Source organism: Cryobacterium arcticum (assembly GCF_001679725.1).
GTDB classification, from domain to species: Bacteria; Actinomycetota; Actinomycetes; order Actinomycetales; family Microbacteriaceae; genus Cryobacterium; species Cryobacterium arcticum_A.
In genome coordinates this window covers 3,751,126-3,775,002 of sequence record NZ_CP016282.1, presented here as the reverse complement: position 1 = coordinate 3,775,002, position 23,877 = coordinate 3,751,126, and the positions used below count along the sequence as shown (strand labels likewise).

Annotated in this window: 29 protein-coding genes, 1 pseudogene and 1 riboswitch; of the genes and pseudogenes, 10 read left to right on the top strand and 20 right to left on the bottom strand. The window is 69.7% G+C overall.

Annotation, left to right across the window (positions count from 1 at the left end):
* Positions 1-37: 37 nt before the first annotated feature.
* Genes PA27867_RS20370 through PA27867_RS17180 form a run of 3 tightly spaced genes read left to right on the top strand, consistent with a single transcriptional unit; the run spans position 38 to position 1,852 of the window.
* On the top strand, positions 38-214 hold the full coding sequence (locus PA27867_RS20370) for a DUF1059 domain-containing protein (protein WP_084021276.1): 177 nt from the start codon (positions 38-40) through the stop codon (positions 212-214).
* A complete protein-coding gene (locus PA27867_RS17185; RefSeq protein ID WP_066598285.1) occupies positions 211-1,326 on the top strand; it encodes an EAL domain-containing protein in 1,116 nt (371 codons plus the stop codon). Before PA27867_RS20370 ends, PA27867_RS17185 begins: the two co-directional genes overlap by 4 nt.
* Before the next feature lie 31 nt (positions 1,327-1,357).
* Positions 1,358-1,852 (top strand): hypothetical protein, encoded by a 495-nt coding sequence (locus PA27867_RS17180; protein ID WP_066598284.1) that lies wholly within the window; start codon positions 1,358-1,360, stop codon positions 1,850-1,852.
* An 11-nt stretch (positions 1,853-1,863) separates the two neighbouring features.
* Here PA27867_RS17180 and PA27867_RS17175 read toward each other — a convergent pair whose 3' ends face one another.
* The 6 genes from PA27867_RS17175 to PA27867_RS17150 form a co-directional block, all read right to left on the bottom strand.
* Complete coding sequence (locus PA27867_RS17175) at positions 1,864-2,304, bottom strand: SRPBCC family protein (protein WP_066598283.1); 441 nt, start codon at positions 2,302-2,304, stop codon at positions 1,864-1,866.
* An 85-nt stretch (positions 2,305-2,389) separates the two neighbouring features.
* Positions 2,390-3,472 carry a sulfate/molybdate ABC transporter ATP-binding protein gene (locus tag PA27867_RS17170; protein ID WP_066598282.1) on the bottom strand — a complete coding sequence of 361 codons (1,083 nt, stop codon included), beginning with the start codon at positions 3,470-3,472 and terminating at the stop codon, positions 2,390-2,392.
* The gene (locus PA27867_RS17165) at positions 3,469-4,287 is read right to left on the bottom strand and encodes an ABC transporter permease (RefSeq protein ID WP_066598281.1); all 819 of its coding nucleotides are present in this window, start codon (positions 4,285-4,287) and stop codon (positions 3,469-3,471) included. The genes PA27867_RS17170 and PA27867_RS17165 overlap by 4 nt, the downstream gene beginning before the upstream one ends.
* A gap of 4 nt (positions 4,288-4,291) precedes the next feature.
* Positions 4,292-5,095, bottom strand: coding sequence for a molybdate ABC transporter substrate-binding protein (gene modA / locus PA27867_RS17160; protein ID WP_066598280.1), 804 nt, complete (start codon positions 5,093-5,095; stop codon positions 4,292-4,294).
* Positions 5,092-5,496, bottom strand: coding sequence for a TOBE domain-containing protein (locus PA27867_RS17155; protein WP_066598279.1), 405 nt, complete (start codon positions 5,494-5,496; stop codon positions 5,092-5,094). The genes modA and PA27867_RS17155 overlap by 4 nt, the downstream gene beginning before the upstream one ends.
* A gap of 56 nt (positions 5,497-5,552) precedes the next feature.
* Positions 5,553-6,551 (bottom strand): epimerase, encoded by a 999-nt coding sequence (locus PA27867_RS17150; protein WP_066598278.1) that lies wholly within the window; start codon positions 6,549-6,551, stop codon positions 5,553-5,555.
* Between the two features lie 103 nt (positions 6,552-6,654).
* On the opposite strand from PA27867_RS17150, the gene PA27867_RS17145 reads away from it, so the two are divergent.
* Both PA27867_RS17145 and PA27867_RS17140 read left to right on the top strand, forming a co-directional pair.
* Entirely contained in the window at positions 6,655-6,930 is a 276-nt protein-coding gene (locus PA27867_RS17145; RefSeq protein WP_066598277.1) for a helix-turn-helix transcriptional regulator, read from the top strand.
* Positions 6,927-7,412, top strand: coding sequence for a hypothetical protein (locus PA27867_RS17140; protein WP_066598276.1), 486 nt, complete (start codon positions 6,927-6,929; stop codon positions 7,410-7,412). Before PA27867_RS17145 ends, PA27867_RS17140 begins: the two co-directional genes overlap by 4 nt.
* A 153-nt stretch (positions 7,413-7,565) precedes the next feature.
* Here the strand turns inward: PA27867_RS17140 and PA27867_RS17135 are convergent, their stop codons facing one another.
* Genes PA27867_RS17135 through PA27867_RS17115 form a run of 5 tightly spaced genes read right to left on the bottom strand, consistent with a single transcriptional unit; the run spans position 7,566 to position 12,393 of the window.
* Positions 7,566-9,035 (bottom strand): amidohydrolase family protein, encoded by a 1,470-nt coding sequence (locus PA27867_RS17135; protein WP_066598275.1) that lies wholly within the window; start codon positions 9,033-9,035, stop codon positions 7,566-7,568.
* Positions 9,036-9,091: 56 nt separating this feature from the next.
* On the bottom strand, positions 9,092-9,457 hold the full coding sequence (locus PA27867_RS17130) for a hypothetical protein (RefSeq protein ID WP_066598274.1): 366 nt from the start codon (positions 9,455-9,457) through the stop codon (positions 9,092-9,094).
* Entirely contained in the window at positions 9,454-10,314 is an 861-nt protein-coding gene (locus PA27867_RS17125; RefSeq protein ID WP_066598273.1) for an extradiol ring-cleavage dioxygenase, read from the bottom strand. The genes PA27867_RS17130 and PA27867_RS17125 overlap by 4 nt, the downstream gene beginning before the upstream one ends.
* Positions 10,315-10,354: 40 nt before the next feature.
* The gene (locus PA27867_RS17120) at positions 10,355-11,146 is read right to left on the bottom strand and encodes a citryl-CoA lyase (protein WP_066598272.1); all 792 of its coding nucleotides are present in this window, start codon (positions 11,144-11,146) and stop codon (positions 10,355-10,357) included.
* The gene (locus tag PA27867_RS17115) at positions 11,143-12,393 is read right to left on the bottom strand and encodes a CaiB/BaiF CoA transferase family protein (protein ID WP_084021273.1); all 1,251 of its coding nucleotides are present in this window, start codon (positions 12,391-12,393) and stop codon (positions 11,143-11,145) included. Before PA27867_RS17115 ends, PA27867_RS17120 begins: the two co-directional genes overlap by 4 nt.
* A gap of 139 nt (positions 12,394-12,532) precedes the next feature.
* On the opposite strand from PA27867_RS17115, the gene PA27867_RS17110 reads away from it, so the two are divergent.
* Together PA27867_RS17110 and PA27867_RS17105 are read left to right on the top strand one after the other, a co-directional pair.
* Complete coding sequence (locus tag PA27867_RS17110; protein ID WP_066598271.1) at positions 12,533-13,339, top strand: IclR family transcriptional regulator domain-containing protein; 807 nt, start codon at positions 12,533-12,535, stop codon at positions 13,337-13,339.
* Positions 13,340-13,350: 11 nt separating this feature from the next.
* Positions 13,351-13,887, top strand: a complete 537-nt coding sequence (locus PA27867_RS17105) for an NADPH-dependent FMN reductase (protein ID WP_208857268.1) — start codon at positions 13,351-13,353, stop codon at positions 13,885-13,887.
* Positions 13,888-14,104: 217 nt separating this feature from the next.
* On the opposite strand, the gene ald is transcribed toward PA27867_RS17105, so the two are convergent.
* Both ald and PA27867_RS17095 read right to left on the bottom strand, forming a co-directional pair.
* Entirely contained in the window at positions 14,105-15,211 is a 1,107-nt protein-coding gene (gene ald, locus PA27867_RS17100; protein WP_066598269.1) for an alanine dehydrogenase, read from the bottom strand.
* A gap of 212 nt (positions 15,212-15,423) precedes the next feature.
* Entirely contained in the window at positions 15,424-17,127 is a 1,704-nt protein-coding gene (locus PA27867_RS17095; RefSeq protein WP_167550863.1) for a cation:proton antiporter, read from the bottom strand.
* Between the two features lie 67 nt (positions 17,128-17,194).
* Here PA27867_RS17095 and PA27867_RS17090 point away from each other — a divergent pair, with 67 nt between their 5' ends.
* The gene (locus PA27867_RS17090) at positions 17,195-17,548 is read left to right on the top strand and encodes a VOC family protein (protein WP_066598267.1); all 354 of its coding nucleotides are present in this window, start codon (positions 17,195-17,197) and stop codon (positions 17,546-17,548) included.
* 157 nt (positions 17,549-17,705) lie between these two features.
* Positions 17,706-19,085, top strand: a complete 1,380-nt coding sequence (locus PA27867_RS17085; protein WP_066598266.1) for an NAD-dependent succinate-semialdehyde dehydrogenase — start codon at positions 17,706-17,708, stop codon at positions 19,083-19,085.
* A gap of 122 nt (positions 19,086-19,207) precedes the next feature.
* On the opposite strand, the gene PA27867_RS17080 is transcribed toward PA27867_RS17085, so the two are convergent.
* The 4 genes from PA27867_RS17080 to PA27867_RS17065 all read right to left on the bottom strand — a co-directional run bounded on the left by PA27867_RS17080 (position 19,208) and on the right by PA27867_RS17065 (position 21,441).
* Positions 19,208-19,591 (bottom strand): fluoride efflux transporter FluC, encoded by a 384-nt coding sequence (locus PA27867_RS17080; RefSeq protein ID WP_066598265.1) that lies wholly within the window; start codon positions 19,589-19,591, stop codon positions 19,208-19,210.
* On the bottom strand, positions 19,588-20,031 hold the full coding sequence (locus PA27867_RS17075) for a FluC/FEX family fluoride channel (protein ID WP_084021272.1): 444 nt from the start codon (positions 20,029-20,031) through the stop codon (positions 19,588-19,590). The genes PA27867_RS17080 and PA27867_RS17075 overlap by 4 nt, the downstream gene beginning before the upstream one ends.
* Positions 20,031-20,777, bottom strand: coding sequence for a 2,3-bisphosphoglycerate-dependent phosphoglycerate mutase (locus PA27867_RS17070; protein WP_066598264.1), 747 nt, complete (start codon positions 20,775-20,777; stop codon positions 20,031-20,033). The genes PA27867_RS17075 and PA27867_RS17070 overlap by 1 nt, the downstream gene beginning before the upstream one ends.
* Positions 20,778-20,812: 35 nt before the next feature.
* Positions 20,813-20,885, bottom strand: a riboswitch (Fluoride riboswitch).
* A 10-nt stretch (positions 20,886-20,895) separates the two neighbouring features.
* Positions 20,896-21,441, bottom strand: a complete 546-nt coding sequence (locus PA27867_RS17065) for a universal stress protein (protein WP_066598263.1) — start codon at positions 21,439-21,441, stop codon at positions 20,896-20,898.
* Positions 21,442-21,529: 88 nt separating this feature from the next.
* Between PA27867_RS17065 and PA27867_RS20365 the strand changes: the two are divergent.
* A pseudogene (locus PA27867_RS20365) lies at positions 21,530-21,622 on the top strand (RidA family protein); the annotation flags it as partial.
* Here PA27867_RS20365 and PA27867_RS21245 read toward each other — a convergent pair.
* The 3 genes from PA27867_RS21245 to PA27867_RS17050 form a co-directional block, all read right to left on the bottom strand.
* Positions 21,619-22,896: an alpha/beta fold hydrolase gene (locus PA27867_RS21245; RefSeq protein WP_066598262.1), complete on the bottom strand. Its 1,278-nt coding sequence runs from the start codon at positions 22,894-22,896 to the stop codon at positions 21,619-21,621. The pseudogene PA27867_RS20365 and the gene PA27867_RS21245 sit on opposite strands and share 4 nt — an antisense overlap.
* A 95-nt stretch (positions 22,897-22,991) precedes the next feature.
* Positions 22,992-23,336 carry a transcriptional regulator gene (locus tag PA27867_RS17055; RefSeq protein WP_066598261.1) on the bottom strand — a complete coding sequence of 115 codons (345 nt, stop codon included), beginning with the start codon at positions 23,334-23,336 and terminating at the stop codon, positions 22,992-22,994.
* Positions 23,326-23,793 (bottom strand): hypothetical protein, encoded by a 468-nt coding sequence (locus tag PA27867_RS17050; protein WP_157109275.1) that lies wholly within the window; start codon positions 23,791-23,793, stop codon positions 23,326-23,328. Before PA27867_RS17050 ends, PA27867_RS17055 begins: the two co-directional genes overlap by 11 nt.
* Positions 23,794-23,877: the final 84 nt, after the last annotated feature.

Here is a 23,877-nt window from a genome sequence, read left to right as displayed (position 1 = left end):
GTCGCCCGGGTGGCGAGAACGACAGGGGGAGAGTGTTATGAAGTCATTTGCATGCGGCGACGTGGTGCCGGGCTGCACGGCGAGTTGGGTCAGTTCCACCGATGACGAGATCCTCGTGCTGGTCGCCCAGCACGCCAGCGCCGCCCACGGCATCGAGACCGTGAGCCCCGAGCTGGCCCAGAGCGTCATGGACCGGATCGTGGTCGTCTCCTGACGACTCCGCTCCCCGCCGCACCGCTCTCGGCTGCGCAGTGGAGCGCCCTGCTGGACGCGGTCAGCGCCGGAACCGGGGTGTCGGCCGCCTTCCAACCGATCGTCGACACCGCCCGTGGCGTCGTGGTGGGGTTCGAGGGACTGGCCCGCTTCGAGATGCCCGACGGCGCCGGCGTGGAAGACCTGTTCGCGCAGGCGCGCGCGACCGGCCGGGCGGCGGAGATCGAGGCGGCCTGCCTGCGCGTGATCCTCGCGGAACGAGGGACGCTGCCGGCCAACTGCTTCCTCACCGTGAACGTGTCGCCGCCGGTGCTCCGGGCCGACGTCATCCGCGCGGTCTGGCGGGAGCACTCTGACCTGCAGGGCGTCTTCGTGGAGCTCACCGAACAATCGTCGATCGAGTCCGCCACCGATCTGGAGCCGGAGCTCGACGCCATCCGTGCCGCCGGCGGCCTCATCGCCGTCGACGACCTCGGCTCGGGCTATGCCGGCCTGTCTCGCCTGCTCGCGCTCAAGCCGGCCTTGATCAAACTCGACCGTGAACTCATCCAGGGCATCGACGCCGACGAAGCGAAGCGGGCCCTCGTGGAGATGATCGGCACCTTCGCGAGCCGGATCGACTCCTGGGTGCTGGCCGAGGGCATCGAGACCGCGGCGGAGTACGACACCATCACGGCACTCGGGGTTCCGCTCGCCCAGGGGTACTACCTCGCCCGGCCCGGGCCCGCCTGGCCGGCCCTGGCGACAACGGTCCTGCCGGCAAAGGTGTCGAATCCGGTGCCCACCGTGCGCGACCTGCTCGACGTCGCCCCCGCCGTGGCGAGCGTCGCGCTGGCCGCCCAGATCTTCACCGACGAGCCCGGGGTGCGCACCGTGGTTCTCATCGACCACCACACCCGACCGGTCTCGGTTCTCGACAGCGAGAGCGCCCACCTCGGCATGGCGGTGGATGCGCTGCGGGTCACACTCGACACCCCGGTGCGGGATGCCCTGCTCCGGGCGATCACCCGCGACCGGGCCCACCGTTATGATCCGCTGATCGTGACCGACAACGCCGGCCGCTACGCCGGCATCGTGCGTCTGGAACGGCTGGTCACCACCGCGGTTCGGTGACGGGTCCCTCAGCCGCGGCTAGGGTATCGATGTGACCACTGATCGGCGCACGGCCCTGAGGCGCAGGTATCTGAACCTCGGTCTGGGTGAACTGGCCGCATGCCTCACCTTCGCCGTGGTGGCCGGCGTCATGATCGCGCCCAGGCTCGAGTCCGCCGGGGATGCCGCCGCCCTATGGTCGGCGCTGCTTCCGCTGCTCGTGGTTCTCCTGCAGGCGGGCACGTATTGGCTCCTGGCCCGGAGCTGGGTCGAACGGGCGGCGATGCCCACTTCGCTCGCGGCCGTGTACCGGGCATTCCGGCTGCTGGATGTGCTGCTGCTGGCGGGCGGCCTCGTCGGCGTAGTGATCTGGTGGCCGGAGAACATCGCCGTCGCCGTGCTCACGGTGGCCGTGTGGGCATTCGGGGTGGTGGAGTACCTCAACTACTTCGTTGTGCGCCTGGCCTACCCCGCCGCACGCTGGTCCACCTCGGTGCGCCGCGGGCAGACGCCCCGACTGGTGCTGGACCTGCGGAATTCGGCCTAGCCGCGCCCGGGTCAGTCGCGGCCGGACAGCAGCAGGTCCAGGCTGTCGAAGAACTCGTTGTAACCCACCAGGGTCTGAGCCAGCTGCTCGGTGGTGAGGTCGTCGCGGGGTTGAGTGAGCCGCATCTCGGTGCCGCCCTCGGCCGGGGCGAAGGTCACCACGACGGGTTCGACGGTGTCGGTCGCCGGGTCGTCGTCCATGGTGAAGGCCAGGAGGTGCGGTGGCTCGACCTCGGTGTAGCGGCCGTGCCATTGGATCGCGGTGCCGTCCGGAACCCGCATCTCGGCAGTCCAGAGGCCGCCCACCCGCACGTCCATCGACACCGTTTCCGGCGGCACCTCGACGGCGGCACCGCCGAACCACACGGCGAACTGCTCGGGCTTGGTCCAGGCGGCGAACACGCGCTCGGGCGGCGCCGCGATGGTTCGGGTGATGGTCAGTCCGACGCTCATCAGCGGCCTCCTCAGTCGGCGACGCGTTTCGCCACGAGAATAGCGCGCCTGCCCGCGCCGATGTGGTCGGCTGGGCCTGAGAGTCTCAATTGCCGCTGGGGTCCTCGGCTCGGGCGCTGGGATAGAGCGTGCCCGCGCTCGCCGGAAACGAGAACCAGACCGGGGAGCCGACGGCCGGGTCGAGCTGGGCCGCCTGCTGTGGGCTGACATCCGCGGCCAGCACGGAGCTGCGGACTCGCACGACGTCGCCGCGGGGTTCGAGGTCGATCATGCGCGCGCACACCCGGGTGACGGCCAGGTCGGTGGGCTGCTCGACCGTCACCGTCACCGCGGCGGGACGAACCGCGAGTGACAACCGGGCGCCCTCGGGCGCGGTCCCGTCGGCGGCGAGGGTGATCTCGTCGCCCTCCGCGGTCAGGAGGGTGTGACCGCGACGGATGCCGGTGACCAGGTTGACCCCGGAAAGTGAGGCCGCGAAGGCGCCCCGGGGAAGGTCGAAGACCTCGGCAGGGATGCCCTCGTCGCTGATCCGGCCGTTCTCCACGATGACCACCCGATCGGCGAGCGTGTACGCGTCGAGCACATCGTGCGTCACGATGACGGCACTGCGATCGACAAGCACGCGGCGCAGCATCCGCCGCACCGCCGGCGCCACCGAGACGTCAAGGGCGGCCAGCGGTTCGTCGAGCAGCAGCAGGCCGGGGTCGGAGGCCAAGGCGCGGGCCACCGCGATGCGTTGCGCCTGCCCGCCGGACAGCTCGGCCGGGCGACGCGCCGCGAGCGGTTCGGCATCCACCTCGCCCAGCCAACGGGCGGCCGTCTCGCGGGCGCCGGCCGTCGTGGCGCCGGTGCTGCGCGGGCCGAATGCGACGTTGTCGAGCACGCTGAGGTGCGGGAACAGCAGGGGTTCCTGGGCGAGGAGGGAGACGCCGCGCTGGTGCGCCGGCCGCCAGATGCCGCGGCCCGGCCCGTCCGGCAGGTCGAACAGCACCGTGCCGTTCAGCTCGCTCCGCCCGCTGTCGGGCCTGATCAGACCGGCGATCGCGCCGAGCAGCGTGGACTTGCCGGCGCCGTTCGGCCCGAGGACCGCGACGGTCTCGCCCGCCGCCACGGTGAGGTGCAGGCGCACGTCCCGCTCGGCGACATGCACGTCGACGGAGAAGCTCACGAGGGCACCCGAGCCGGCCGCAGGGAGGGCAGGCCCGCACGGTGGGCCAGGCTCACGATCACGATCGCCACGAGCACCAGCACGAGCGAGAGGGCCACCGCGGTGTCGGGGTCGGTCTCCCGCTGCAGGTAGATCTCCAGTGGCAGGGTACGGGTGGTGCCCTGCAGACTGCCGGCAAAGGTGAGGGTGGCGCCGAACTCGCCGAGCGCGCGGGCGAACGACAGCACCGCGCCGGAGATGACGGCCGGCACGACGAGCGGCAGGGTGATGCGCCGCAATACCGTCGTGGGGCTCGCCCCGAGGGTGGCCCCGACGGCCTCGTAACGGGTGCCCACCGTGCGCAACGCGCCTTCGAGGCTGAGCACCAGGAACGGCAGCGCCACAAAGGTCTGCGCGATGACGACGGCCGTGGTCGAGAAGGCGATCTCGATGCCCAGCGCCTGGAAGGTCTGGCCCAGAAGGCCCCGGCGGCCGAAGGTGTAGAGCAGGGCGATGCCGCCCACGACCGGCGGGAGCACCAGCGGCAGCAGCACCAGCGAGCGGAGCATCTTCTGCCCCCAGAAGTGGGTGCGGGCCAGCACCAGCGCCATGGGCACCCCGAAGAGCACGCAGAGCGCCGTGGCCGCGAGCGACGTGCGCAGGCTGAGCAGCAGCGCGGCAACCGAGGACTCCGAGGTGATCAACGGAATGAACTCCGCCCAGTTGACCCGCAGCACCATCGCCGCCAGGGGCAGCAGCACAAATGCCGCGCCGACCACGGCGAGGGTGGCGACCCAGGCGGGGACGCCGGAATACTGCTTCGCTGCCGGGCTCATGCGGTTACGGTGCCCCGAACCCGGCGGCCGCCAGCACGCGCTGGCCGGCGCTACCGGTGACGTAGTCGATGAAGGCCTGGGCGACATCCGCCTCGGCGGAGCCCTTGAGCGCCACGATCGGGTAGGTGTTCACGGCCTCGCCGGACTCGGCGAAGTCGATGCCCTCGACGGCGTCGCCCGCCGCCTGGACATCCGTGACGTAGACCAGGCCGGCGTCCGCCTGGCCGGAGGTGATCTTGCCGAGCACATCGGTGACCGATGACTCCTCGCTCACCGAGCTGAGGCTGACCCCGGCCGCCGACGCGACGGCGGCGGTGGCCGAACCGCACGGCACCGCGGGGGCGCAGACGACCAGTTGGAGCCCGGGCTCAGCCAGGTCGGCGAAGTCGGTGATGCCGGCGGGGTTGCCCGGCGGCACGGCGATCTCGAGCACATTGGTGGCGAAGTCGACGGGGTCTCTCTGCTGGAGGCCGGCATCCGTGAGCTTGGTCATGTTCTTGGTGTCGGCGGAGGCGAACACGTCGGCCGGGGCGCCCTCGGTGATCTGGGTGACGAGGTCGGAGGAGCCGGCGAAGTTGAGCGCCACCGTGGTGCCGGGGTGCTCGGCCTCGAAGGCGTCGACGAGTTCGGTGAACGTGGCCGTAAGTGAGGCCGCGGCGAAGACGGTGATGCTGCCCTCGAGGCCGTCGGCCGAGGCCGAGGAGGTGGAAGCCGTCCCGGCGGGTGCCGCGCAGCCGGTGAGGCCGGCGGCCAGGATGCCGAACGCGGCCAGCAGAGCGAATGGGCGGAGTCGACGTGTGCCGGTCACGACTTGCCCGCCGGGGTCTCGACGATGACTGTGGTGGCCTTGACGACGGCGATGGCCACCGAGCCGAGTTCGAGGCCGAGCTCGCGCACGGCCTCGCTGCTCATCAGCGACACCACCCGGTGCGGACCGCACTGGATCTCGACCTGCGCCATGACGGTGTCCATGACGATGTCGGTCACCAGGCCGACAAACCGGTTGCGGGCTGAGCGGCCGATCCCGGACGGGTCGTCGGGCAGCACCGCGTTCTGGCGGGCCAGCCGGGCCAGCGCGAGGCCGTCGACAACGGTGCGGGAGGAGGCATCCTTCGAGCTGGGCAGGGTGCCGTTCTCGATCCAGCGCCGCACGGTGTCGTCGCTGACGCTGAGGAACGCGGCCGCGTCTTTGATCCGTATCTGAGGCATGAAACGTACTCTATTACCGTTTTCGCGGAAATGATCCCGGATTGGGCGCAAGCATCTCAGCGGCTACGGCTGCCCCGTCGTGGCACGACGTCGTCGATCGCCGGGTCAAGGTGCGGCCAGGCGAAGGTATACCCGGCGGCGAGTAACCGTTCCGGCTCCACCCAGCGGCTCTTCAGTACTAGTTCGGGCTCGGTTCGGAGCACCCACATGGCCGGTTCGAGCATCCAGCGGAAGGCCGGCAAACCGATCGGGGCCCCCACCGCGCGGCGCAGCGTGGCCATGAGCGTGCGATTGTCGCTGGGGTGAGGCGCCGCCAGGTTGACCGGCCCGGTGATCTCATCGTGGGAGACGATGAACTTCATGGCGCCGACAACGTCGTCGATGTGGATCCAGCTGAACCGTTGGCGGCCGTGCGAACGGTGCGCGGGCGCCGAGCCGTCGCCGGAGGGGGCGTGGCCGATGCCGCGGTAGCGCCGGTGCGGAAACCACCAGCCATCGATCTGCACTCCGCCGAGGCCCCATCGAGCCAGCCGCACGAGAATCGCGGTGGCGGGACCGTCGCCGAGCACGATCGCCATCCGCAGCGCCACCCGTCGGGTCTGGGGGAGGTCGCCGGTGAAGAACTCACGCTCCCAGTCGCGCGCGATGTCGACCGAGAAGCCGGTGCCGAGCTCGCCCGTGGACTCGGTCATCGGGCGGTCGAGCGCGTATCGGTAGATCGTGGCGGTGCTCGCGTTCAGCCACAGCCGCGGCGGCTTCGCGCTCGCCGCGACCGCCCGATGCAGCGCTCTGGTGGTGTCGACGCGGGAGTGGAGGATCTCGGTGCGATTGGCCTCCGTGTACCGGCAGTTCACGATCTTTCCCGCCAGGTTCACCAGCAGATCGGCGCCGTCGACCAGTGACAGCACGGCGGCGTCGTCGCCCCACCTCGCGTCGGGACCCGAGCGGCCGATGCAGGCGACCTGGTACCCCTGGTCGAGGAGCTCGCGAATGAGCCTGTGGCCGATGAATCCGGATGCCCCGGCGACCACTGCGCGTTTTCTCGTGTCCCCCACGGGCTCAGCTTACGATGCGCGGCACGGGGCGCGAGCGTCTGACCGGGGGGTTTCTCTCCGTCGCATCTTGTGCGAATACAGACATATGTAGTACATTTACTACATGAAGAAGCAAGTGCAGGATGAGCAGCCTCAGTTCTATACGCGGCTGCCCGTGCTGCGCGCCGAGCGCGGCATGAGTCGCAAAGAGCTTGCTGAGCTGGCCGGGGTGCACTACCAAACCATCGGCTACCTCGAGCGCGGGGAGTACAGCCCGAGCCTGGTGCTCGCACTGCGAATTGCCGCGGCACTGGGGGTTCCGCTCGACGCCGTCTTCTCGCTGACCCCGTTCGCCAGCATGGCCGACCAGCTCTACAACACCGAAGGAGAACGCCGATGAACACATCCTTGACCTCCCAGCAGCGCCGGGCGGCCCGACTGGACGACCCCTCGATGGAGAGCCTGCGCAACCCGCGAGCTCGGCGCCTCTTGGCTGCCGGACTCATCGCCATCCTGGTGGTGGAAGGGGTGCTCATCGGCACCGCCGGGCTGATGCCCGTCGGCGTCTTCATCGGCGGCATGGTGGTGCTCATGATCGCGATGGTGATCACGCTCGGCGGTCTCAAGGCCTCCACGCGCGGCGTTGAAGAGCTCTCGCCCGAGGTGCTCGACGAGCGGCAGGCGCAGATCCGTGGCCTGGTCTACGCGCAGTCGTACCGGGTGCTCTCGGTGGTCTTCGTGATCACCGTGGCGCTCATGCTTCTGGCCCAGAGCCCCTGGTGGGCCGCGCCCGCCGAGGCGATGGTCATCATCCCCGTGATCGCATGGCAGCTGATCATCACCATTCCGACCTTCGTGACGGCGCTGCGGATGAAGGTCTAGGCATCCGCCGCGCGCACCTCGGCTGGGGCGAGATGCGCGGGTGGTATGCCGCTACGCAGGTGGCGTGCCCGGGGCGTAGCGGCGCCTGACCCGCGCACCTCGGCTGGGAAGCGGCGCCTGACCCGCACAGCAGCGTCCGCCTCCCAGGCCGGCTCAGACCTCCGCGGCCTCGTGCGTCGAGCTCGTGCGGTACTCCGTGTAGGTGTACGGGTTGTCGAGGATCTTCGTGGCCGGGATGTCGGGGTTCATGCCCGCGTTCCAGACCTCATCGCCGAGGGTGGACTGCAGGTGGGTGATGGTGTCCTCCACCGCGGTGCGGGCCGTCGCGAGCTGGTCGCCGACGAGGGCGTTGGCGTACTTGACGATCCTCCCGTTCACGAGCACGGTGTGCACGTCGGCCCGGTTGGCCTGCAGGGCGATGTGCCCGTAAGGGTTCAGAACCGGGAACATCGACGGTGAGGCGTCGTTCTTCACCAGCACCACATCCGCCTTCTTGCCCACCTCGATAGAGCCCAGGGTGGCCTCCTTGCCGAGTGCTGCTGCGCCGCCGCGGGTGGCCCAGTCCACCACGTGTTCGGCGCGCAGGTGCGAGTGCGTGACGGTGTCGCCCAGCTCGTGCGCCTTCATGTGCTCGATCGAGCGGTCGGCGCCGAGGGTGGTGCGCATCGCGGCGAACAGGTCGCTGCTGAACCAGACGCTGGTGTCCACCGAGAGAGACACCGGGATGCCGTGCGAGCGCAGCACCCACGACGGCGGGTAGCCCTGGCCGCAGCTCTGCTCGCTCTCGGTCGACAGCGACACCGATCCACCGGTGGCGGCGATGCGCTGGTAGGAGTCGTCGGAGAGGGTGGCCGCGTGCACGTAGACCGTGCCGGGGGTCATGAAGCCGTTCTCGTACATCAGCCGGATGCCGTCGTCGTTGGTCGCTCCCCACACCCCGGCGTGCGTGGTGACGGCCAGGTCGAGGTCGCGAGCCACCTCGAAGGCGCGCCGCTCGGGGAAGGTGGGATCGCCGGTGACGTCGAACGCCATCTGGAAGCCAAGCATCTCGTTGCCCTTCTCGCGGGCGGCGGCGAAGGCCTTGAACTCGTCGGAGTCCGACCACTCCCAGGGCCCGGCGAAGATGTTGCCGTAGGCCAGCACCGAGCGGCCGGGCGCCTCCTGCAGCGCCGCGAGCGCCGCCTCAGCGTGCTCGATGGTGCGCAGCCCGTGCGACCAGTCCACCGTGGTGGTGATGCCGGCGTCGATGGCGTCGAGCGAGGAGAGCAGGTTGCCGGCGTAGACATCCTGCGGGCGGAAGTGCTTGCCGTGTTCGAGGTAGTACCAGACGAAGTACTGGGTGAGGGTCCAGTCGGCGCCGTAGCCGCGCATCGCGGTCTGCCACATGTGCCGGTGCGTGTCGATCATGCCCGGCATCAGGATGCCGCCGGCCGCGTCGATCTCGAAGGTGCCGTCCGGCACCACGAGGTGCGGGCCGATCGCCGCAATGCTGTCGTCGACGATGAGCACATCGGTGTGCGGCAGGATCTGCCGGCCGGCATCCATCGTGAGCACGGTGGCGTCGCGGAAAACCGTGGCGGGCGGCGCGTGGTCGGGCAGGGCGGGAACGGGGGTGACGGGCATGACGGGCTCCTTTGCCTTAGTCGGGCGAATGACGAACTGGGGGCGGTGCGGCAGTGTTACAGGGCGACGCTCGGGTACTCCTTGCCCATCCAGTGGGCGAGGTTGGCGCCGTACTCCCGTTGGAAGGAGAGCGGGCCGGACCGGGCGGCGTAGTCGGCGTCGTAGATCGCGATGAAGATCGTGAGCGAGAGGAAGAAGTGCGCACCGAGTTCGAACAGGGTCACGTAGTCGTGCTCGACGAGCGCGCGGCGTTCGGTGTCGGTGAAGCCCAACCAGGTGGTGCGTTCCACCCGGTTCAACCAGGGTCCGCGCTCCGTCTCCCACCAGGCCACCAGCTCGGCCGGGTCGGCCTTGTACCGGGCGAGCAGCTCGGGGTCGGCGTCGACCTGGAACAGGAACTTGTTCACGTAGTAGATGCTCACGACGGCGCCCCCTCCGGGTACCACGTCACATAGGCCTCGCGGGTATGGAAGAGGTCGAGGCTGTCGACGTAGGACGCCTCGATCGGCCCGGCGATGCCCATCATCAGGATCAGGTCCATGAACCCGTGGGTGGCGTTGCCGGCACCCGACATGCTCTCGTGGGTGACGTTGGCGAGGATCCCGTCGATGTCACCGGTGCGCAGCCACTCGATGGCCTGCAGGTCGAACTCGGGGTCGGGGCCGGTCTCGCCGAACTGGCGCGGGCCGCCGAGCTCGAGCGAGAGGTGACCGCTGCCCACCGCCGCCACCCGCAGGTCGCTCGGCCACTCGTCGATGATCGAACGGATGGCCCGGCCCAGGTCCCAGAACCGCTTGGGGCTCGGCAGCGGGGGAGCGAAGATGTTCGTGTAGATGGGCACGATCGGCAGGTCGGCATCCGGCCGGGTGGTGATGATCGGGCAGATGATCGAGTGGTCGATCTTGAGCTCGTGGCTGACCGAGAAGTCGAAGCCGCGGTCGAGCAGCCCCTGCAACATGTAGCCGGAAAGCTCCTCGTGGCCCTGCAGCAGGAAGGTCGGCAGACCGAACTCCCGGGTCTCGTTGTAGAAGGTGGCGTCGTACATCGGCTGCTTGCCGATGAGGAAGGTGGGGTAGTTGTCGGAGAAGAACTGATGGAAGTGGTCGGCACCGACCATCACCAGGATGTCGGGCTTGGCCACCGTGAGGGTCTCGCGATAGGCCTCCACCTTGCGCTTCCACTCGTCGGCCTGCGGCATCCGCTCTTCCGGCGGCGCCGTGGTGGCTTTGAGGTAGAACGGGTGGTGGGTGGTGGCGAGCACCGCGCTCAGGGTGGCCATTTCTCTCCTTCGAGACTTCTGCTTCGAGGCTGACGCTGGACTAGTTGGTGGGGATGGCGGGCACGTACACGGCGTTGCGGTCGACCTCGGCGTAGATCGCCGGGGCGATGGGGTTGATGCGCTCCTCGGCGAGGTGGCCGATCAGCCCGGCGGTGCGGGCGAGCAGGGCGAAGCCGCGCAGCAGCTCGATGGGCAGGCCCAGGTCGGCCAGCGCGGCGCCGGCCACACCCGCGCCGTTCAGCGGCAGGTCCTTGCCCAGCACCTGGCCGTTGGTGCGGCCGATGGCCTCGAACAGGCGCAGGTGCGCACCGCGCAGGCCCTGCTCATCGGCGATGCGGATGATCACGTCAGTGCGGGGATCGCGCAGCTTGTGCACCGGATGGCCGAGGCCGGGCACCCGGCGGCCGGACTGCTTCGTCTGGGTGAGCAGGGTGAGGGCCGCGGCATCCCACTGCTCGTCGGTGAAGCCGCTCGTGTCGCCGAGGTCGGCCAGCGCGGTGTGCAGGAACATTCCGGTGTCTTCGGTGACGCCGAGGAAGCGGCTGCCACCGCCGAGCAGGCCCGCGGCTATGGCGCCTTGCAGCGAGTCGGGGGCGGAGTAGTAGGTGAGCCGGGCGGCGATGGCGGTGGGGGTGAAGCCGTGGTCGGCCAGCGAGACGAGAACGGCCTCGAACACGCGCAGCTGCCCGGGGGTGGGTCGCTGCTGGGTGGCCAGCCAGAAGGCGAGTTCGCCGAAGGTGACGGTGCCGAGCAGGTCGCCGGCGAGGTCGTGGCCGAGCAGCGAGATGGTGTCGCGGTCGCTGGTGCCCAGGCCGGTGGGGTAGTCGGTCACAGGTCGAACTCGCTCTCGTCGTAGGGGATGTTCTCGTGGTCGGCGTCAGATCGGGAGAGCCACTGGCGGATCTCCGCGGCATCCTGCCCGAGCGCGGGTGGCGGTGACAGGTAGCGGGCGGGGGTGAGGGAGAAGTCGATGGGGTTGCGCACCATGGGGATGGCCGCGTCGCCCGTGCCCACCTGCACGACCGGCTTGAGGCCCAGCCGTTCGGCCAGGGCAACGCCGTCGTCGATGGTGTTGATCGGTCCGCAGGCCACTCCGGCCAGGGTGAGCTCATCGAACCACTCTGCGGTGGTCTTCGTGGCGAGGGCGGCCACCAGTAGCGGCCGGAGCGTCTCCCGGTTCTGATTGCGGGACACGGTGCGGGCGAACCTGTCGTCTTCGGCCCACTCCGGGTGGCCGAGCGCGCCCGCGAGCTTGACGAACTGGGCATCGTTGGCCGCCACGATCACGATGTCACCGTCGCTGGCCGGCAGGGGTTCGTAGGGGAACAGGCTGGGGTGGGCATTGCCCATGCGGAACGGCACCTGGCCGCCCGCGACGTAGGTGGAACTGTGGTTGGCCATCGCCGACAGGGCGGTGGAGAGCAGGTTCACCTCCACCTGCTGGCCCTGCCCGGTGCTGTTGCGGTGGTTGAGCGCAGCCAGGATGCCGACGGTGGCCTGCATGCCCGTCATGACGTCGAACACCGAGACTCCGCTGCGGAACGGGGTGCCGTCGGCGTCGCCGGTGAGGCTCATCAGGCCGCTCATGGCCTGCACGATCAGGTCGTAGCCGGGCAGCGCGGCGCCGCCGGCGGTGCCGAAGCCGCTGATCGACGCGTAGATCACGGCCGGGTTGCCTTCGCGCACGGAGGCGTAGTCCAGGCCGAACTTGGCCAGGCCCCCCGGCTTGAAGTTCTCGATCACGATGTCGGCCCGGCGGGCGAGTTCCTGCGCGAGAGAGCGATCGCCGGCGTCGGCGAGGTTGAGGGTGATGCTGCGCTTGTTGCGGTTGACGCCCAGGTAGTACGTGGAGACGCCGTCGCGTTCGGGCGGCGCCCAGTCGCGGGTCTCGTCGCCGGAGGGGCCCTCCACCTTGACGATGGTGGCGCCGAGGTCGCCCATCAGCTGGGTGGAGTACGGGCCGGCCAAGACACGGGAGAAGTCGGCCACGAGCAGGCCGTCGAGCGGGCCGGCCTGGGGTGCGGGCGCCTCGACGGTGCGCGGGGCACCCGTGGGGGTCGATGCGAATGGGTGAGGCATCTTTGCCTTTCAATTCTGCGGACGACTGTCCGCTGGGCGGACAGTGATCTATAGTGAACCCCAGAAGCGATCGACGGTCAAGGGTGGCGGGCAGATTTCCCGTGGTCCGCCCGGCGTGGCCCGACGCGGAGAGGTTGTGATGGCGCGCGCCACCGAGAGTCCCGATTTCATCGAGGCGATTGCCCGCGGCCTGGACGTGCTCACGGTCTTCGCCCCCGGCCGCCCGGTGCTCAACCTCAGTGAGGTGGCGACCGCGACAGGGCTCGCCCGGCCCACCGCTCGGCGCATCCTGATCACCCTGGCCGAGCTCGGCTATGTGCGGAGCGACGATGCCGGCTTCAGCCTCACCCCGCGGGTGCTGGAGCTGGGCATGGCCTACGTGTGCTCGAGCAACATCTGGGAGCTCTCCCGGCCGCACCTCACCGACCTGAGCACCCGCGTGAACGAGTCCTGCTCGGTGGCCCAACTCGACGGCGCCGACGTGGTCTACGTCGCCCGGGTGGCCGTGCCCAAGCTGGTGGCGCTGTCGGTCACGATCGGCACCCGGTTTCCCGCCTACGCGACCTCGCTCGGCAAGGTGCTGCTGGCCGGGCTGACCCCGGATGCCCTCGAGGCGACGCTGAGCAAGCCGAGCCGGTCGCCCGTGACGGCGGTCTGGACGCCCAGCCGGACCGAGATCGATGCGGCGCTCGCCGAGGTGCGGGAACGCGGCTGGGCGATCACCGACCAACAGCTGGCTCCGGCCATCCGGTCGGTCGCGGCACCCATCCGCAATGGCGCGGGTGCGGTTGTCGCGGCCGTCAATCTCAACACGCATGCGTACGAGACGAGCATGCAGACCCTGGTCGACGACTACCTGCCGCAGCTGTTGCGCGCAGCCGAGGGAATCAGCGCAGATTGGGCACGCTGGGATGCGCGGCCCGTGGGAGAGGTGGCCGACAGATGAGGTTGATGGTTGTGATCGCGAGCACCCGGGTGGGCCGGGTCGGCGGGCCGGTGGGCGACTGGGTCGCGCAGGCGGCGCGGCAGGCCGGCGATGTCGAGGTGGATGTGGTGGACCTCGCCGCGTTCGTGCTGCCGATGCTGGCCGAGCCCCACCATCCTCGCCTCAAGCAGTACACGAGCGAGCTCACCTGGGAGTGGAGCCGCCGGGTGGAGGCTGTGGACGCTGTGATCTTCGTGCTGCCGGAGTACAACCACAGTTACTCCGCCCCGCTGAAGAACGCGATCGACCACCTGCACGGCGAGTGGGCGGGCAAGCCCGTTGGGCTGGTCAGCTACGGCGGGCTCTCCGGCGGCACCCGGGCGGTCACGGCGCTGCAGCCGGTGATGGTGAACCTCGGCATGCGGGTGCTCGCGGCCAATGTGGAGATCGCCTGGGTGGCCGAGCACGTCGTCGAGGGCGTGTTCCTGCCGTCCGAGCGTCACGAGCGGGCGCTCGCCTCCCAGTTGGCGGAGCTGGCCGCGCTGGTGCCGGCCGTCGACGTCGCCTGAGCGCGATCCGCAGGGGATGAGGCCCCGCGCGCCGGTGCTGCGCCGCGAGGATGGTTTCTGCCGTTGCGCGGGTGCCGCGCCGCCAGGCGGGTGGCACGCCACCCGCGAAACGGCGCGTGCCCCGCGTGGCGCGTGGGGACGCATCCGTCGGTCTCGTTGCGCGGGTGCCGCGCCGTTATGCGGGTGCCGCGCCCCGAGCGTGGCGCGCCGACTCGTGTCAGCCGCGGGCGGCGGCGAGCGGCAGGCCGAGTGCGGCGGCGACGCCGGCGTTGGTGACGGTGCCGGCGTGGATGTTCAGGCCGGCCTCGAGCGCGGCGTCATCGGCGATGGCCAGTTCCCAGCCCTTGTCGGCGAGCGCGATCACGTAGGGCAGGGTGGCGTTGGTGAGCGCCCGGGTGGACGTCTCAGGCACGGCGCCGGGCATGTTGGCGACGCAGTAGTAGACCGAGTTGTGCACGTCGAAGGTGGGTTCGTCGTGCGTGGTGGGCCGGGAACCCTCGAAGCAGCCGCCCTGGTCGATGGCGATGTCCACGAGCACCGAACCCTTCTTCATACCGGCGACCATCTCGTCGGTGACGAGCTTGGGCGCTGCGGCACCGGGGATGAGCACCGAGCCGATCACGAGGTCGGCGTCGGCAAGCTGGGCGGCGATCTCATACGCGGTGGAGACCCGGGTCTGGATCGTGCCGTCGAACCGATTCTCCAGCTCGCGCAGGCGCGGCACGGACAGGTCGATGATGGTGACGTCGGCGCCCATGCCCAGGGCGTTGGCCGCCGCGTGCTCGCCCGCGACGCCGCCGCCGATCACGACGACCTTGGCCTTGGGGGTGCCGGGCACGCCGCCGAGCAGGATGCCGCGCCCGCCGGCCGCGCTCATCAGGTGGTACGCGCCCACCTGGGTGGCCAGTCGCCCGGCGACCTCGCTCATGGGAGAGAGCAGCGGCAGGGTGCGGTTGGGCAGCTGCACGGTCTCGTAGGCGATGGCGGTGGTGCCGGAGGCGAGCAGCGCCTCGGTCTGGGCGCGATCGGCGGCGAGGTGCAGGTAGGTGAAGAGCACCTGGTCGGCGCGGAGGTAGCCGTATTCGGCCGCGATGGGCTCCTTCACCTTGAGCAGCAGCTCGGCGGCGGCCCACACCTCGGCCGCGGTGTCGAGGATGGTGGCACCGGCCAGGGCGTAGGCGTCGTCGGTGATGGAGGAGCCGAGGCCGGCCCCACGCTGGATGACCACGTCGTGGCCTCGACGGGTGAGTTCGGACACTCCCGCGGGGGTGATGGCCACTCGGTTCTCGTTGTTCTTGATCTCGCTGGGGATTCCGACGCGCATGATTGCTCCAGTTGGGGGAAGGGATTGGATGCGGGGTCAGCCCGAAGAATCAACTGGTCCCTGCAGGAAATACTGCTGGCTTCCTGTTTCAAATGGGTTTCCGCCGAATAATCGCGCGCAAACTCGGTCGGGCGGTTTTATTTTCCGACGATGATCCCTCCCTCACGCCGCGGTGACCGTAGATTGTTCGGTCGCCTGGCCGGGCGCATCCGTCAGTCGAGCAGGGGTGTCACGCCGGCTTGGAGCGCGTCGAGCTCGTGCCGCACGTCGCCGGCGCTGGCCGGGGAGATCTTGCGATCGACGACGGCCTGGGTGAGGGCGGCCCGCTGCAGGTCGAAGTACTCGCCGCTGGTGTTGTCCTCGCGCCCGGCCACGGCGGCCGCGGCTACGGCGCGGGCGTCGGCCCGCCCCTCCTCGACCTCGGCGTCTTCCGCGGTGGTATCGATGCGGAGTGTCTTGGCCAGGAGCGGCAGGGTGGAACCCTGCAGCAGCAGGGTGCCGACCGCCACGATGAACGCCACGGTCTGGATGATCGTGCGGCCGGGGAACGGGGCGCCGGAGGCGATGGTGAGCGGGATGCCCCCGGCCGCGGCGAGCGTGATGATGCCGCGCATGCCGGTCCACGACACGAGGAGGTTCTCGGCCGGGGTGAGGACGGTGATGTGCCCGCGGTCGCGTCCGCCCTGCCGGCCGCCCGGGCCGGGGCGACCGCCCCGCCGGCCGTTTGGTCCGGTCGCGCTGTCCAGCCTCTGTTGCATACGCAGCCTCTGCACGCTGTCCGGCCGCCGCGACCTGTCAGTTCTCCCCGGTCGTCCCTCGACGGGGCGCGCAGGCCCGCCGCGCCGACGCTGCCGCCGTGCGGCGGAAGGGTCGAGCGAGGCCGCCACCCGCTTGGCGTAGATCAGAAGGGCCAGCTGGGCGCGGCCGTAACTGAAGTACACCCAGGCGAACCGGCAGAGGATCACCGCGAGCAGCACGATCAGGCCCAGGCCGATGGTGGACCAGGTGGGGGTGCTCGACTCGGCGAGGTCTTCCAGCACGAACCGGAACTGCAGGCCCATGTACGCGAAGACGAACGCCTCGAGGATCAGGTCGACGACGGGCCAGAGCGCGGCCTCCTGCAGCCGGGTGCGATACGCCGTGGACGGCGCCGTGCTGGGGCGCACGGTGAAGTGCGAGATGCTCACAGTGAAGCCGGCCGCGACGACCGCGATGATGCCGGAGGCGTGCAGCTGCTCGGCGGCGAAATAGGCCAGGAACGGAACCAGTAGGTTGAGCCCGCTCTCGATGGTGGGGTTGCCCACCCGTCGGCGCACCGCGATGACGATGCGACCGATGACCACACCGAGGATCAGGCCGATCAGGGCCTCCCAGCCGAAGAGGAGGAACGGGTTCTCGATGAACTCGCTGTCCCCGGTGACGGCCGCCACCGCCACCGCGAACAGGGTCAGTGCAGCCGCATCGTTGACCAGGCTCTCCCCGGTGAGGATCGAGATCGTGCGCCGCGGCAGCCCGATCTCGCGGCCGTGGCTGACCGTGGTGACCGAGTCCGGCGGTGAGACCACGGCGGCGAGCACGAACGCCCCGGCCAGGCCGATCTCCGGGGCGATCCAGGAGGTGAGGAAGCCCACCACCACGGTGGTGAAGACCACCAGGCCCACGCCGAGGCCGAGGATGCTGCGCAAGTTCTTGACGAACGCGAAGAAGGAGAAGTTCAGGGTGGCGGAGTACAGCAGCGGCGGGATCACGACCCCGAGGATCAGCTCGGGATCGAGTTCTAGCCGGGGCAGGCCGGGTATGAACGAGATGGCCGCCGCCAGGGTGACGGTGACGATGCCGGCCTGCAGACCGCGCAGGTGGGCGAAGGCGGCGATGATCAGAGCGCCGGTCATGACGAGGAGCAGCTGGACGTCCATGATGCCTGTCTTTCCGCGATCGGTGTCGTGCCAGTCTTCCGTATCGGTGGCGTGCCAGGATGTCGGCATGGAACGTGTACTGGGAATCGGTGGATATTTCCTGCGGGCCGCGGACCCGATGGCGCTAAGCGCCTGGTACCGCGAGTGCCTGGGCCTGGATGTCGACGCCAACGGCCTGTGGAGCCAGGCGGCCGGGCCGACGGTGTTCGCGACCTTCGACGCCGATAGCGACTACTTCGGCTCGCGGACGCAACAGACCATGCTCAACTTCCGGGTGAACGACCTCGACGCGATGCTCGCACAGCTGCGCGCTGCCGGCGCGGATGTGGCCGAGGACATCCAGGATATGGACGGCGTGGGCCGGTTCGGCTGGGTCACCGACCCGGAAGGAAACAGGATCGAACTGTGGCAGCCGGCGTGAGCTCGCATCCGCGCTGGGCATATCGATCTCAGGGGTTCATATGGCACTATGGGGGCGGATTCGTCCGAAATAAGCCCGCTCGGCTGCGGAAAGAGTTGCCAAAACGATGGATCGCGCATCCATTGGCCGGACCGTGCGTCACCGAAGGAGAACCAGCATGAGCCACTACGCCGTCATCAATCCCGCCACCGGTGAGACCCTGCGGGAGTACCCCACCATTACCGCGGATGGACTGGAGGCGGCCGTGGCCACGGCCGACGCCGCCCGGAGCGACTGGTCCCGCACAGCAGGGGTTGCCGCGCGCACCGCCCTCGTGCAGAAGGTCGCCGAGCTGCACACCGACCGCCGCGACGAGCTGGCCGCGATCATCGTCCGCGAGATGGGCAAGACACTGGACCAGGCGCTGGGCGAGGTGGACTTCGCCGCCGCGATCTACCAGTACTACGCCGACAACGGCGCCGCCTTCCTCGCCGACGAGCCCATCGAGCTTTCCGACGGCGAGGGCAGCGCGTTCATCCGTCGCGGCGGCCTCGGCGTGCTCCTGGGGATCATGCCCTGGAACTTCCCGTACTACCAGGTGGCCCGTTTCGCCGGCCCGAACGTCGTGGGCGGCAACACCATCCTGCTCAAGCACGCCCCGCAGTGCCCGGAGTCCGCGGCCGCTATCGCCGAGATCTTCGCCGAGGCCGCCCAGGCTGTGGGCGCCCCGGCCGGGGTCTACGTGAATATCTACGCCACCAACGAGCAGGTCGCGACCCTGATCGCCGACCCGCGGGTGCAGGGCATCTCGGTCACCGGCTCCGAACGGGCCGGCGCGGCCGTGGCCGAGCTCGCGGGCAAGCACCTGAAGAAGGTCGTGCTCGAGCTCGGCGGCTCCGACCCGTTCATCCTGCTGTCCACCGACGATCTGGATGCCGCGGTGCAGGACGCCGTCAACGCCCGCCTGGACAACAACGGCCAGTCCTGCAACGCCGCCAAGCGGTTCATCGTGATCGACGACCTCTACGAGCAGTTCGCCGAGAAGTTCACCGCCGTGTTCACCGCCGCGCAGCCGGCCGACCCGTTCGCCGACGACACCCTGCTCGGGCCGCTCTCGTCTGCCGCCGCCACCGAACGTCTCGAGGAGCAGCTGGGCCGGGCCGTTGCCCAGGGTGCGACCGTGCTGGCCAGCGGTACTGCCACCGGCAACTTCTTCCCGCCGGCAGTGCTCGCCGATGTCACGCCCGAGATGGACGCCTACCGGGAGGAGTTCTTCGGCCCCGTCGCGGCGCTCTACCGGGTCTCTTCCGAGGACGAGGCCGTGCGGGTTGCCAACGACACGCCCTTCGGCCTGGGCTCCTACGTCTACACGACCGACCAGGACCAGGCATTGCGGGTGGCGGACGCCATCGACGCCGGCATGGTCTGGGTCAACCTGGTGCTCGGCGACGCGGCCGAGCTGCCGTTCGGCGGCGTCAAGCGCTCCGGCTCGGGCCGCGAGATGGGCCGGTTCGCCATGGAGGAGTTCACCAACAATAAGCTGATCCGCCTGGGCTGACCGCGCCGCTCCCCGGCACGTCGGTGTCAGGGCTGCTGCACGTGGCTGCGAAGCGCGGCCGCCGCGAAACGTGCGGCGGCCGCGCTGCCAGAACTGAGGTGGAAGTCCGTGGTGATGCCGACTCAGCCGTAGACGCCGAGACCGAGCCAGAGGCCGAGGAACGCGCAGGCGACCGCGAGTACGAGCATCCCGAGGCCGTTGACGAGGGCGGAGAACGAGCGGCGGTCCAGCGCCAGCCGCACCGTCTCGACGCTCGCGGTGCTGAAGGTCGTGAAGCCGCCCATCAGGCCGCCGCCGAGCACGAGGTGCCAGGCCTCCGGCAGCCAGAGCGCCAGGGTCAGGCCCGTGATCACGCCCAGCAGGAACGACCCGAGCACGTTGATGAGCAGGGTGCCCACGGGAAGCGTCGTTCGCACCCGGGCACGCACGACGCCGTCGAGGGCCAGGCGCAGCGCGGCGCCGAGCCCGCCGGCCAGGGACACGGCCACGAACAGCAGCGGGGTCACGAGTCGGCTCCCCGGCGGCGGCGGTGTTGGGCCGCTCCGCAGGCGATGCCGGCCCAGGCCGTGATGGCGCCGACGATGACGGTGCCCAGCGCGTAGAGCAGGGCCGTGCCGAGGCGGTCGTCGGCGAGGAGCAGGCTCGTGTCGGTGGCCAGGGCGCTGTAGGTGGTGAAGCCGCCGAGCACGCCGGTGCCGAGCAGCAGCCGCAGCTGGCGGCGGCGGCCGTCGTCCGGGCCGCTTCGCGCCAGGGTCTCCAGCAACAGGCCGAGCAGGAAGGCGCCGACCACGTTGATGCCCACGATCACCACGGCAACGCCGGCCACGGGCGGCACCGAGATCGCCAACAGCTCGCGGAGGGCGGTGCCGACGGTTCCGCCGGCGAACACCAGGGCCAGGTACTGCCAGCGCAGATGCACCGGACGCGCCGCGGGGGCCGCGCGCATCAGGTGCCGCCGTCGAGGGTGAGGGCCAGCGCGGCCGCCTCGGCGCGGGGAGCGTCGAGGTATCGCCGGCCGCCGTCCCGGTAGACCAACGGATGCCCGGTGGGCAGGTTGAGCGCGTGGATGGCGGACTTGTCGAGCTGCTCGAGCACGGCGCAGTAGGCGCGCAGCGAATTACCGTGCGCCACGACCAGCACGGTTCGGGCATCCGCCAACAGCGGTTCGACGCGTTCGGCGTGGAACTCGGCAACGCGGCCCATCACGTGACGCAGGGACTCGGTGCTCGTGAGCGCCCGCGCGGGCAGGCCGCGGAACAACGCGGTGGCGGCGAACTCGGCGACCTGCTCCGCCGACATCTCGGGCGGAGCCGTGTCGACCGACCGGCGCCAGGCCAGGAACTGGTCCTCGCCGAACTCGGCCCGCACGTCGTCTTTGTGCCGGCCGGTGAGGGCGCCGTAGTTACGCTCGATCAGCCGCCAGTCGATGCTGACCGCGGTCTTCGGCAGGCCCAGGTCGTCGGCGACCAGCCGGGCGGTCTGGGTGGCGCGCCGCAACGGGGAGACGAGCAGAGCATCCGGAACAAGGTCGTTGGCGGCCAGTAGGGCCGCAGCCGCGCGTGCCTCGTCGGCGCCGGGCGCCGACAGGGCGGGGTCGAGAATGCCGGTGAAGAGGCCGGCTGCGTTCGCGGTGCTCTGGCCATGTCGTAGCAGAACGAGGGATCCGCCGCTCGGCCTGCTCGTCACGCTCACCCACCAGTCTCATCGGCCGGACCCGGCACGACCTGAAGTCGGTAGGAACCATCAGCGCAATCGGCGGTTCGAGCGGGTGCTCTGGTGGGATCCATCACCACGCAAAAGGGTACACCGCTCAGTCCGACTCCCAGGGCAACTCGTCGTCGAAGGACTCCGGCGAGAGTGGGATCACCACCACGGGACGATGCTGGTGATGGGCCAGGTTCATGGCGATGGAGCCGACAAAGAACTCCTGCAGGGTGCCCCGCACGGTTCCGTCACGGGTGCCCACCACGATCATCGTCGCGCGGAGCGACTCGGCCAGGGTGCCAAGGGCGCGGGCCGGGTCGCCGCTGAGATGGCGGGTGCTCCACCGAATAGCGTGCCCACCCAGGATCCGCGTGAGGTGAGCGGAGAGGTAGGGATCGAAGGCTGCCGCGGATGTCGACGGTTCGGAGTCGCCCGCCAGTTGCGGCGCATCCGTGAGGGGGTCGATCGCCGGGGGTGCGGCCGGTTGGCGAGAGGCGGCGTCGGGATGGTGGGACCGCGGCTGCCGGCCCGGGTCGGCCCAGGCGCAGACGAGTTCGGCGTCGAAACGGGCCGCGAAGACCGCCGCCTGCAACACCACGCCGTCGGCCTGGCCGGGGTAGACGCCCACCACCACATGGGCTCGGATGCTCATGGCGCACAGGGTGGCAGAAGACCCGGGTCGGCGGTAGGCCCCTATGCAAGAGTCGGGTGCCGTGCGGGTGGGCGATCGCTTGCGTGACCACGACGCGCCGAGCATCCTGCTGGGCGTCACCGTGCTGGGCTACACCGACCAGCTGGTGGAGATCGAAGCCGTCGCCGGGGTGCTGGACTAGACAGCGAGCTCCTTGCGCATCCGGCAATTGCGCATGAGCGCGCCACGGATGACCGGATGCTGTTCCGAAACGACCACGAAGCCGTGCCGCTCGAAGAACGGCCGGGCCGTGATGCTCGCGTTCGTCCACAACGCCGGCACCGTGAGTTCTCCGGCCCGGCGCTCGACCTCCCTGAGGAGGGCGCCGGCGACGCCTCGGCGCCCGAACCGCGATGCCACGAACATCATGTCGATGTAGCCCTGATCGTCGACATCGGAGAATCCGGCGACCTCGCCGTCGACCGTCGCAACCACGGTGCCGAGCCTGCTGCGGACGAGATCCCACTCGGCCACATCACGTTCTTGCGGTGCTGACCAGGCCGCAATCTGGTCGGGGGAGTAGTCGCCGGCAGCGGTGACCGTCACGGCGTCGAGAAAGACCGCCAGAGTTCCCGCCGCGTCCGCCGACTCGTAGGGGCGAACCGTCGCCGAGCTGCCGGCAGGCCCGTCCAGGAATGCGGTGAGGGCAGCGACCCATAGATCGTGGGCTTCCAGGTGGGCATCGTGACCGCCCGCGGCAAGATCGACGTGCTGCACACGGCGACCGCGACGGAGGAATTCATGTTTGGCCACAGTGTCGAACATGCCGTCGCGACCGAAGACGGCGAGAGTGGGCACCGCCACGGTCGTCCACTCATCCCAGCGGGCGCGGGCATCGACGGGTTCGATCGTCGCGATCATGATGTCGGCATCGAAGCGACGCCAGAGTCCGTCGGGGCGACGCTCCAGGTCGTCGATCCACGCACGCGACAGGGCAGAATCGCCCAGAAAGAGCTCGGCCTCGCTCCGGTCTGCAAATGGCGTGGGCCAGGAGTCGAAGAACTGGCGCATCCCCGCCCGGCTCTCCGCGGTGCCGTCACCGCCGACGCCGGCCTCCAGAAGAACGAGCCGATCCACGAGGTCAGGCCTGGCGGATGCGACGAGCAGCGCCGTGTGCCCTCCCAGGGACTGGCCCACCAGGGCAACAGGTTCGCCGACGACCGACTCGAGCAGGTGGATCACATCGGCCACGTGAGCCTTCCGCGAGACGTCGTCGGGCCGACGGGTACTCCGGCCGTGACCGCGCGCATCCATTGTCAGGACCCGATGGTGGGGGAGCGCCCGCGCGGTGGCCAGCATCTCGGTGCTGCTCCCCGCCAAACCATGCAGAAGCACGATTGGTGACCCCGTACCCGCGGTATCGGTCACGTACAGTTCGACCGGCCCCCGCCGCACGGTGAATTCCGAGGTGCCCATGGGTCCATTCTGGGTGGCGGGGCCCGGTCGCTTCGCCGCGCACGCGGCGAACACCAGACAAGGTGTGCCTCTGGCGACAGGAACGCATCGCCTGCTTACGGCACGGGCGGTGGAGCGGTGGGGATGGCGTCGACGCGCGACGAGTCGGCCAGGTCCTGCAGTGCGGCGAGGTGCCGGTCGAAGGCCAGGCGGCCCCTGCCGGTCAGCGACACGTTCGTGCGGCGGCGTGAATCCGGTCGGTCCGGGGACGTCTCCTTCGACGTGGCGACGTAGCCGAGATCGACCAGGTTCTTGATCGTCTTGGAAAGATTCGCCTCGCTGACTGCCAGGGTCGCCGTGATGGTCGAGAATTCGGCATAGTCCACCGGCCGGAGCAACGCGCAGAGTCGCAGCCGGGTGGGCGCGTGGATGGACTCGTCGAAGCGTGCGTCAGAGCCCACGCTGCAACTCCGCTGCGTAGATTCGGTCGTAGAGCAAGCCGCCCGGGAACATGGTCAGGAAGCCGATCGCCGCGGTCGCGATCACCCAGGCGGGCTGGTCAATAGTGGTGACAAGGGACGACGCGGAGAGCATCGCCAGCACCACCGCACCCATCCCGATCAGGATCAGCAGGCTGCGTGGCCCGGGAACCCGGTTGGTGGACAGGCCCGTTTGCTTCTTGTAGGCATATTCGAGGGCGACGACGACGGCGCAGGCGCCAGCGATGAGGATCAGCATCCAGACCGGATCGGCGATCACGGGCGACGCGACGATACCGGCGGTGGACAGCCCCAGAATCGGGTACATCCATCCCGGTGCCTTCGCCCGCACAGCGAGTTGCCGCCTATCCGCCGCGATCGCGTTGAGGGACGCCTGGGCTCCCGTCGAATCTTCCCGGGCCATCGGATTACTTTCCATGTGGTTGAGTCTTTCACTTGCCAATGAGTTATGCAACCGTGGAGGCTTCGGGTTGTGGGACGCTGGGCGCATGGGGGAACATAC

Excerpts from the sequence above, each read along its gene's own strand:
- PA27867_RS17155 (WP_066598279.1), bottom strand. The coding sequence starts at position 5,496 with ATGCCTCAGATACGGATCAAAGACGCGGCCGCGTTCCTCAGCGTCAGC.
- PA27867_RS17145 (WP_066598277.1), top strand. The coding sequence starts at position 6,655 with ATGAAGAAGCAAGTGCAGGATGAGCAGCCTCAGTTCTATACGCGGCTG.
- PA27867_RS21245 (WP_066598262.1), bottom strand. The coding sequence starts at position 22,896 with ATGGGCACCTCGGAATTCACCGTGCGGCGGGGGCCGGTCGAACTGTAC.
- PA27867_RS17050 (WP_157109275.1), bottom strand. The coding sequence starts at position 23,793 with ATGGAAAGTAATCCGATGGCCCGGGAAGATTCGACGGGAGCCCAGGCG.
- PA27867_RS20370 (WP_084021276.1), top strand. The coding sequence starts at position 38 with ATGAAGTCATTTGCATGCGGCGACGTGGTGCCGGGCTGCACGGCGAGT.
- PA27867_RS17115 (WP_084021273.1), bottom strand. The coding sequence starts at position 12,393 with ATGCCTCACCCATTCGCATCGACCCCCACGGGTGCCCCGCGCACCGTC.
- PA27867_RS17110 (WP_066598271.1), top strand. The coding sequence starts at position 12,533 with ATGGCGCGCGCCACCGAGAGTCCCGATTTCATCGAGGCGATTGCCCGC.
- PA27867_RS17095 (WP_167550863.1), bottom strand. The coding sequence starts at position 17,127 with ATGGACGTCCAGCTGCTCCTCGTCATGACCGGCGCTCTGATCATCGCC.
- PA27867_RS17075 (WP_084021272.1), bottom strand. The coding sequence starts at position 20,031 with ATGCGCGCGGCCCCCGCGGCGCGTCCGGTGCATCTGCGCTGGCAGTAC.
- PA27867_RS17165 (WP_066598281.1), bottom strand. The coding sequence starts at position 4,287 with ATGAGCCCGGCAGCGAAGCAGTATTCCGGCGTCCCCGCCTGGGTCGCC.
- ald (WP_066598269.1), bottom strand. The coding sequence starts at position 15,211 with ATGCGCGTCGGAATCCCCAGCGAGATCAAGAACAACGAGAACCGAGTG.
- PA27867_RS17175 (WP_066598283.1), bottom strand. The coding sequence starts at position 2,304 with ATGAGCGTCGGACTGACCATCACCCGAACCATCGCGGCGCCGCCCGAG.
- PA27867_RS17125 (WP_066598273.1), bottom strand. The coding sequence starts at position 10,314 with ATGGCCACCCTGAGCGCGGTGCTCGCCACCACCCACCACCCGTTCTAC.
- PA27867_RS17065 (WP_066598263.1), bottom strand. The coding sequence starts at position 21,441 with ATGAGCATCCGAGCCCATGTGGTGGTGGGCGTCTACCCCGGCCAGGCC.
- PA27867_RS17135 (WP_066598275.1), bottom strand. The coding sequence starts at position 9,035 with ATGCCCGTCACCCCCGTTCCCGCCCTGCCCGACCACGCGCCGCCCGCC.
- PA27867_RS17140 (WP_066598276.1), top strand. The coding sequence starts at position 6,927 with ATGAACACATCCTTGACCTCCCAGCAGCGCCGGGCGGCCCGACTGGAC.
- PA27867_RS17090 (WP_066598267.1), top strand. The coding sequence starts at position 17,195 with ATGGAACGTGTACTGGGAATCGGTGGATATTTCCTGCGGGCCGCGGAC.
- PA27867_RS17085 (WP_066598266.1), top strand. The coding sequence starts at position 17,706 with ATGAGCCACTACGCCGTCATCAATCCCGCCACCGGTGAGACCCTGCGG.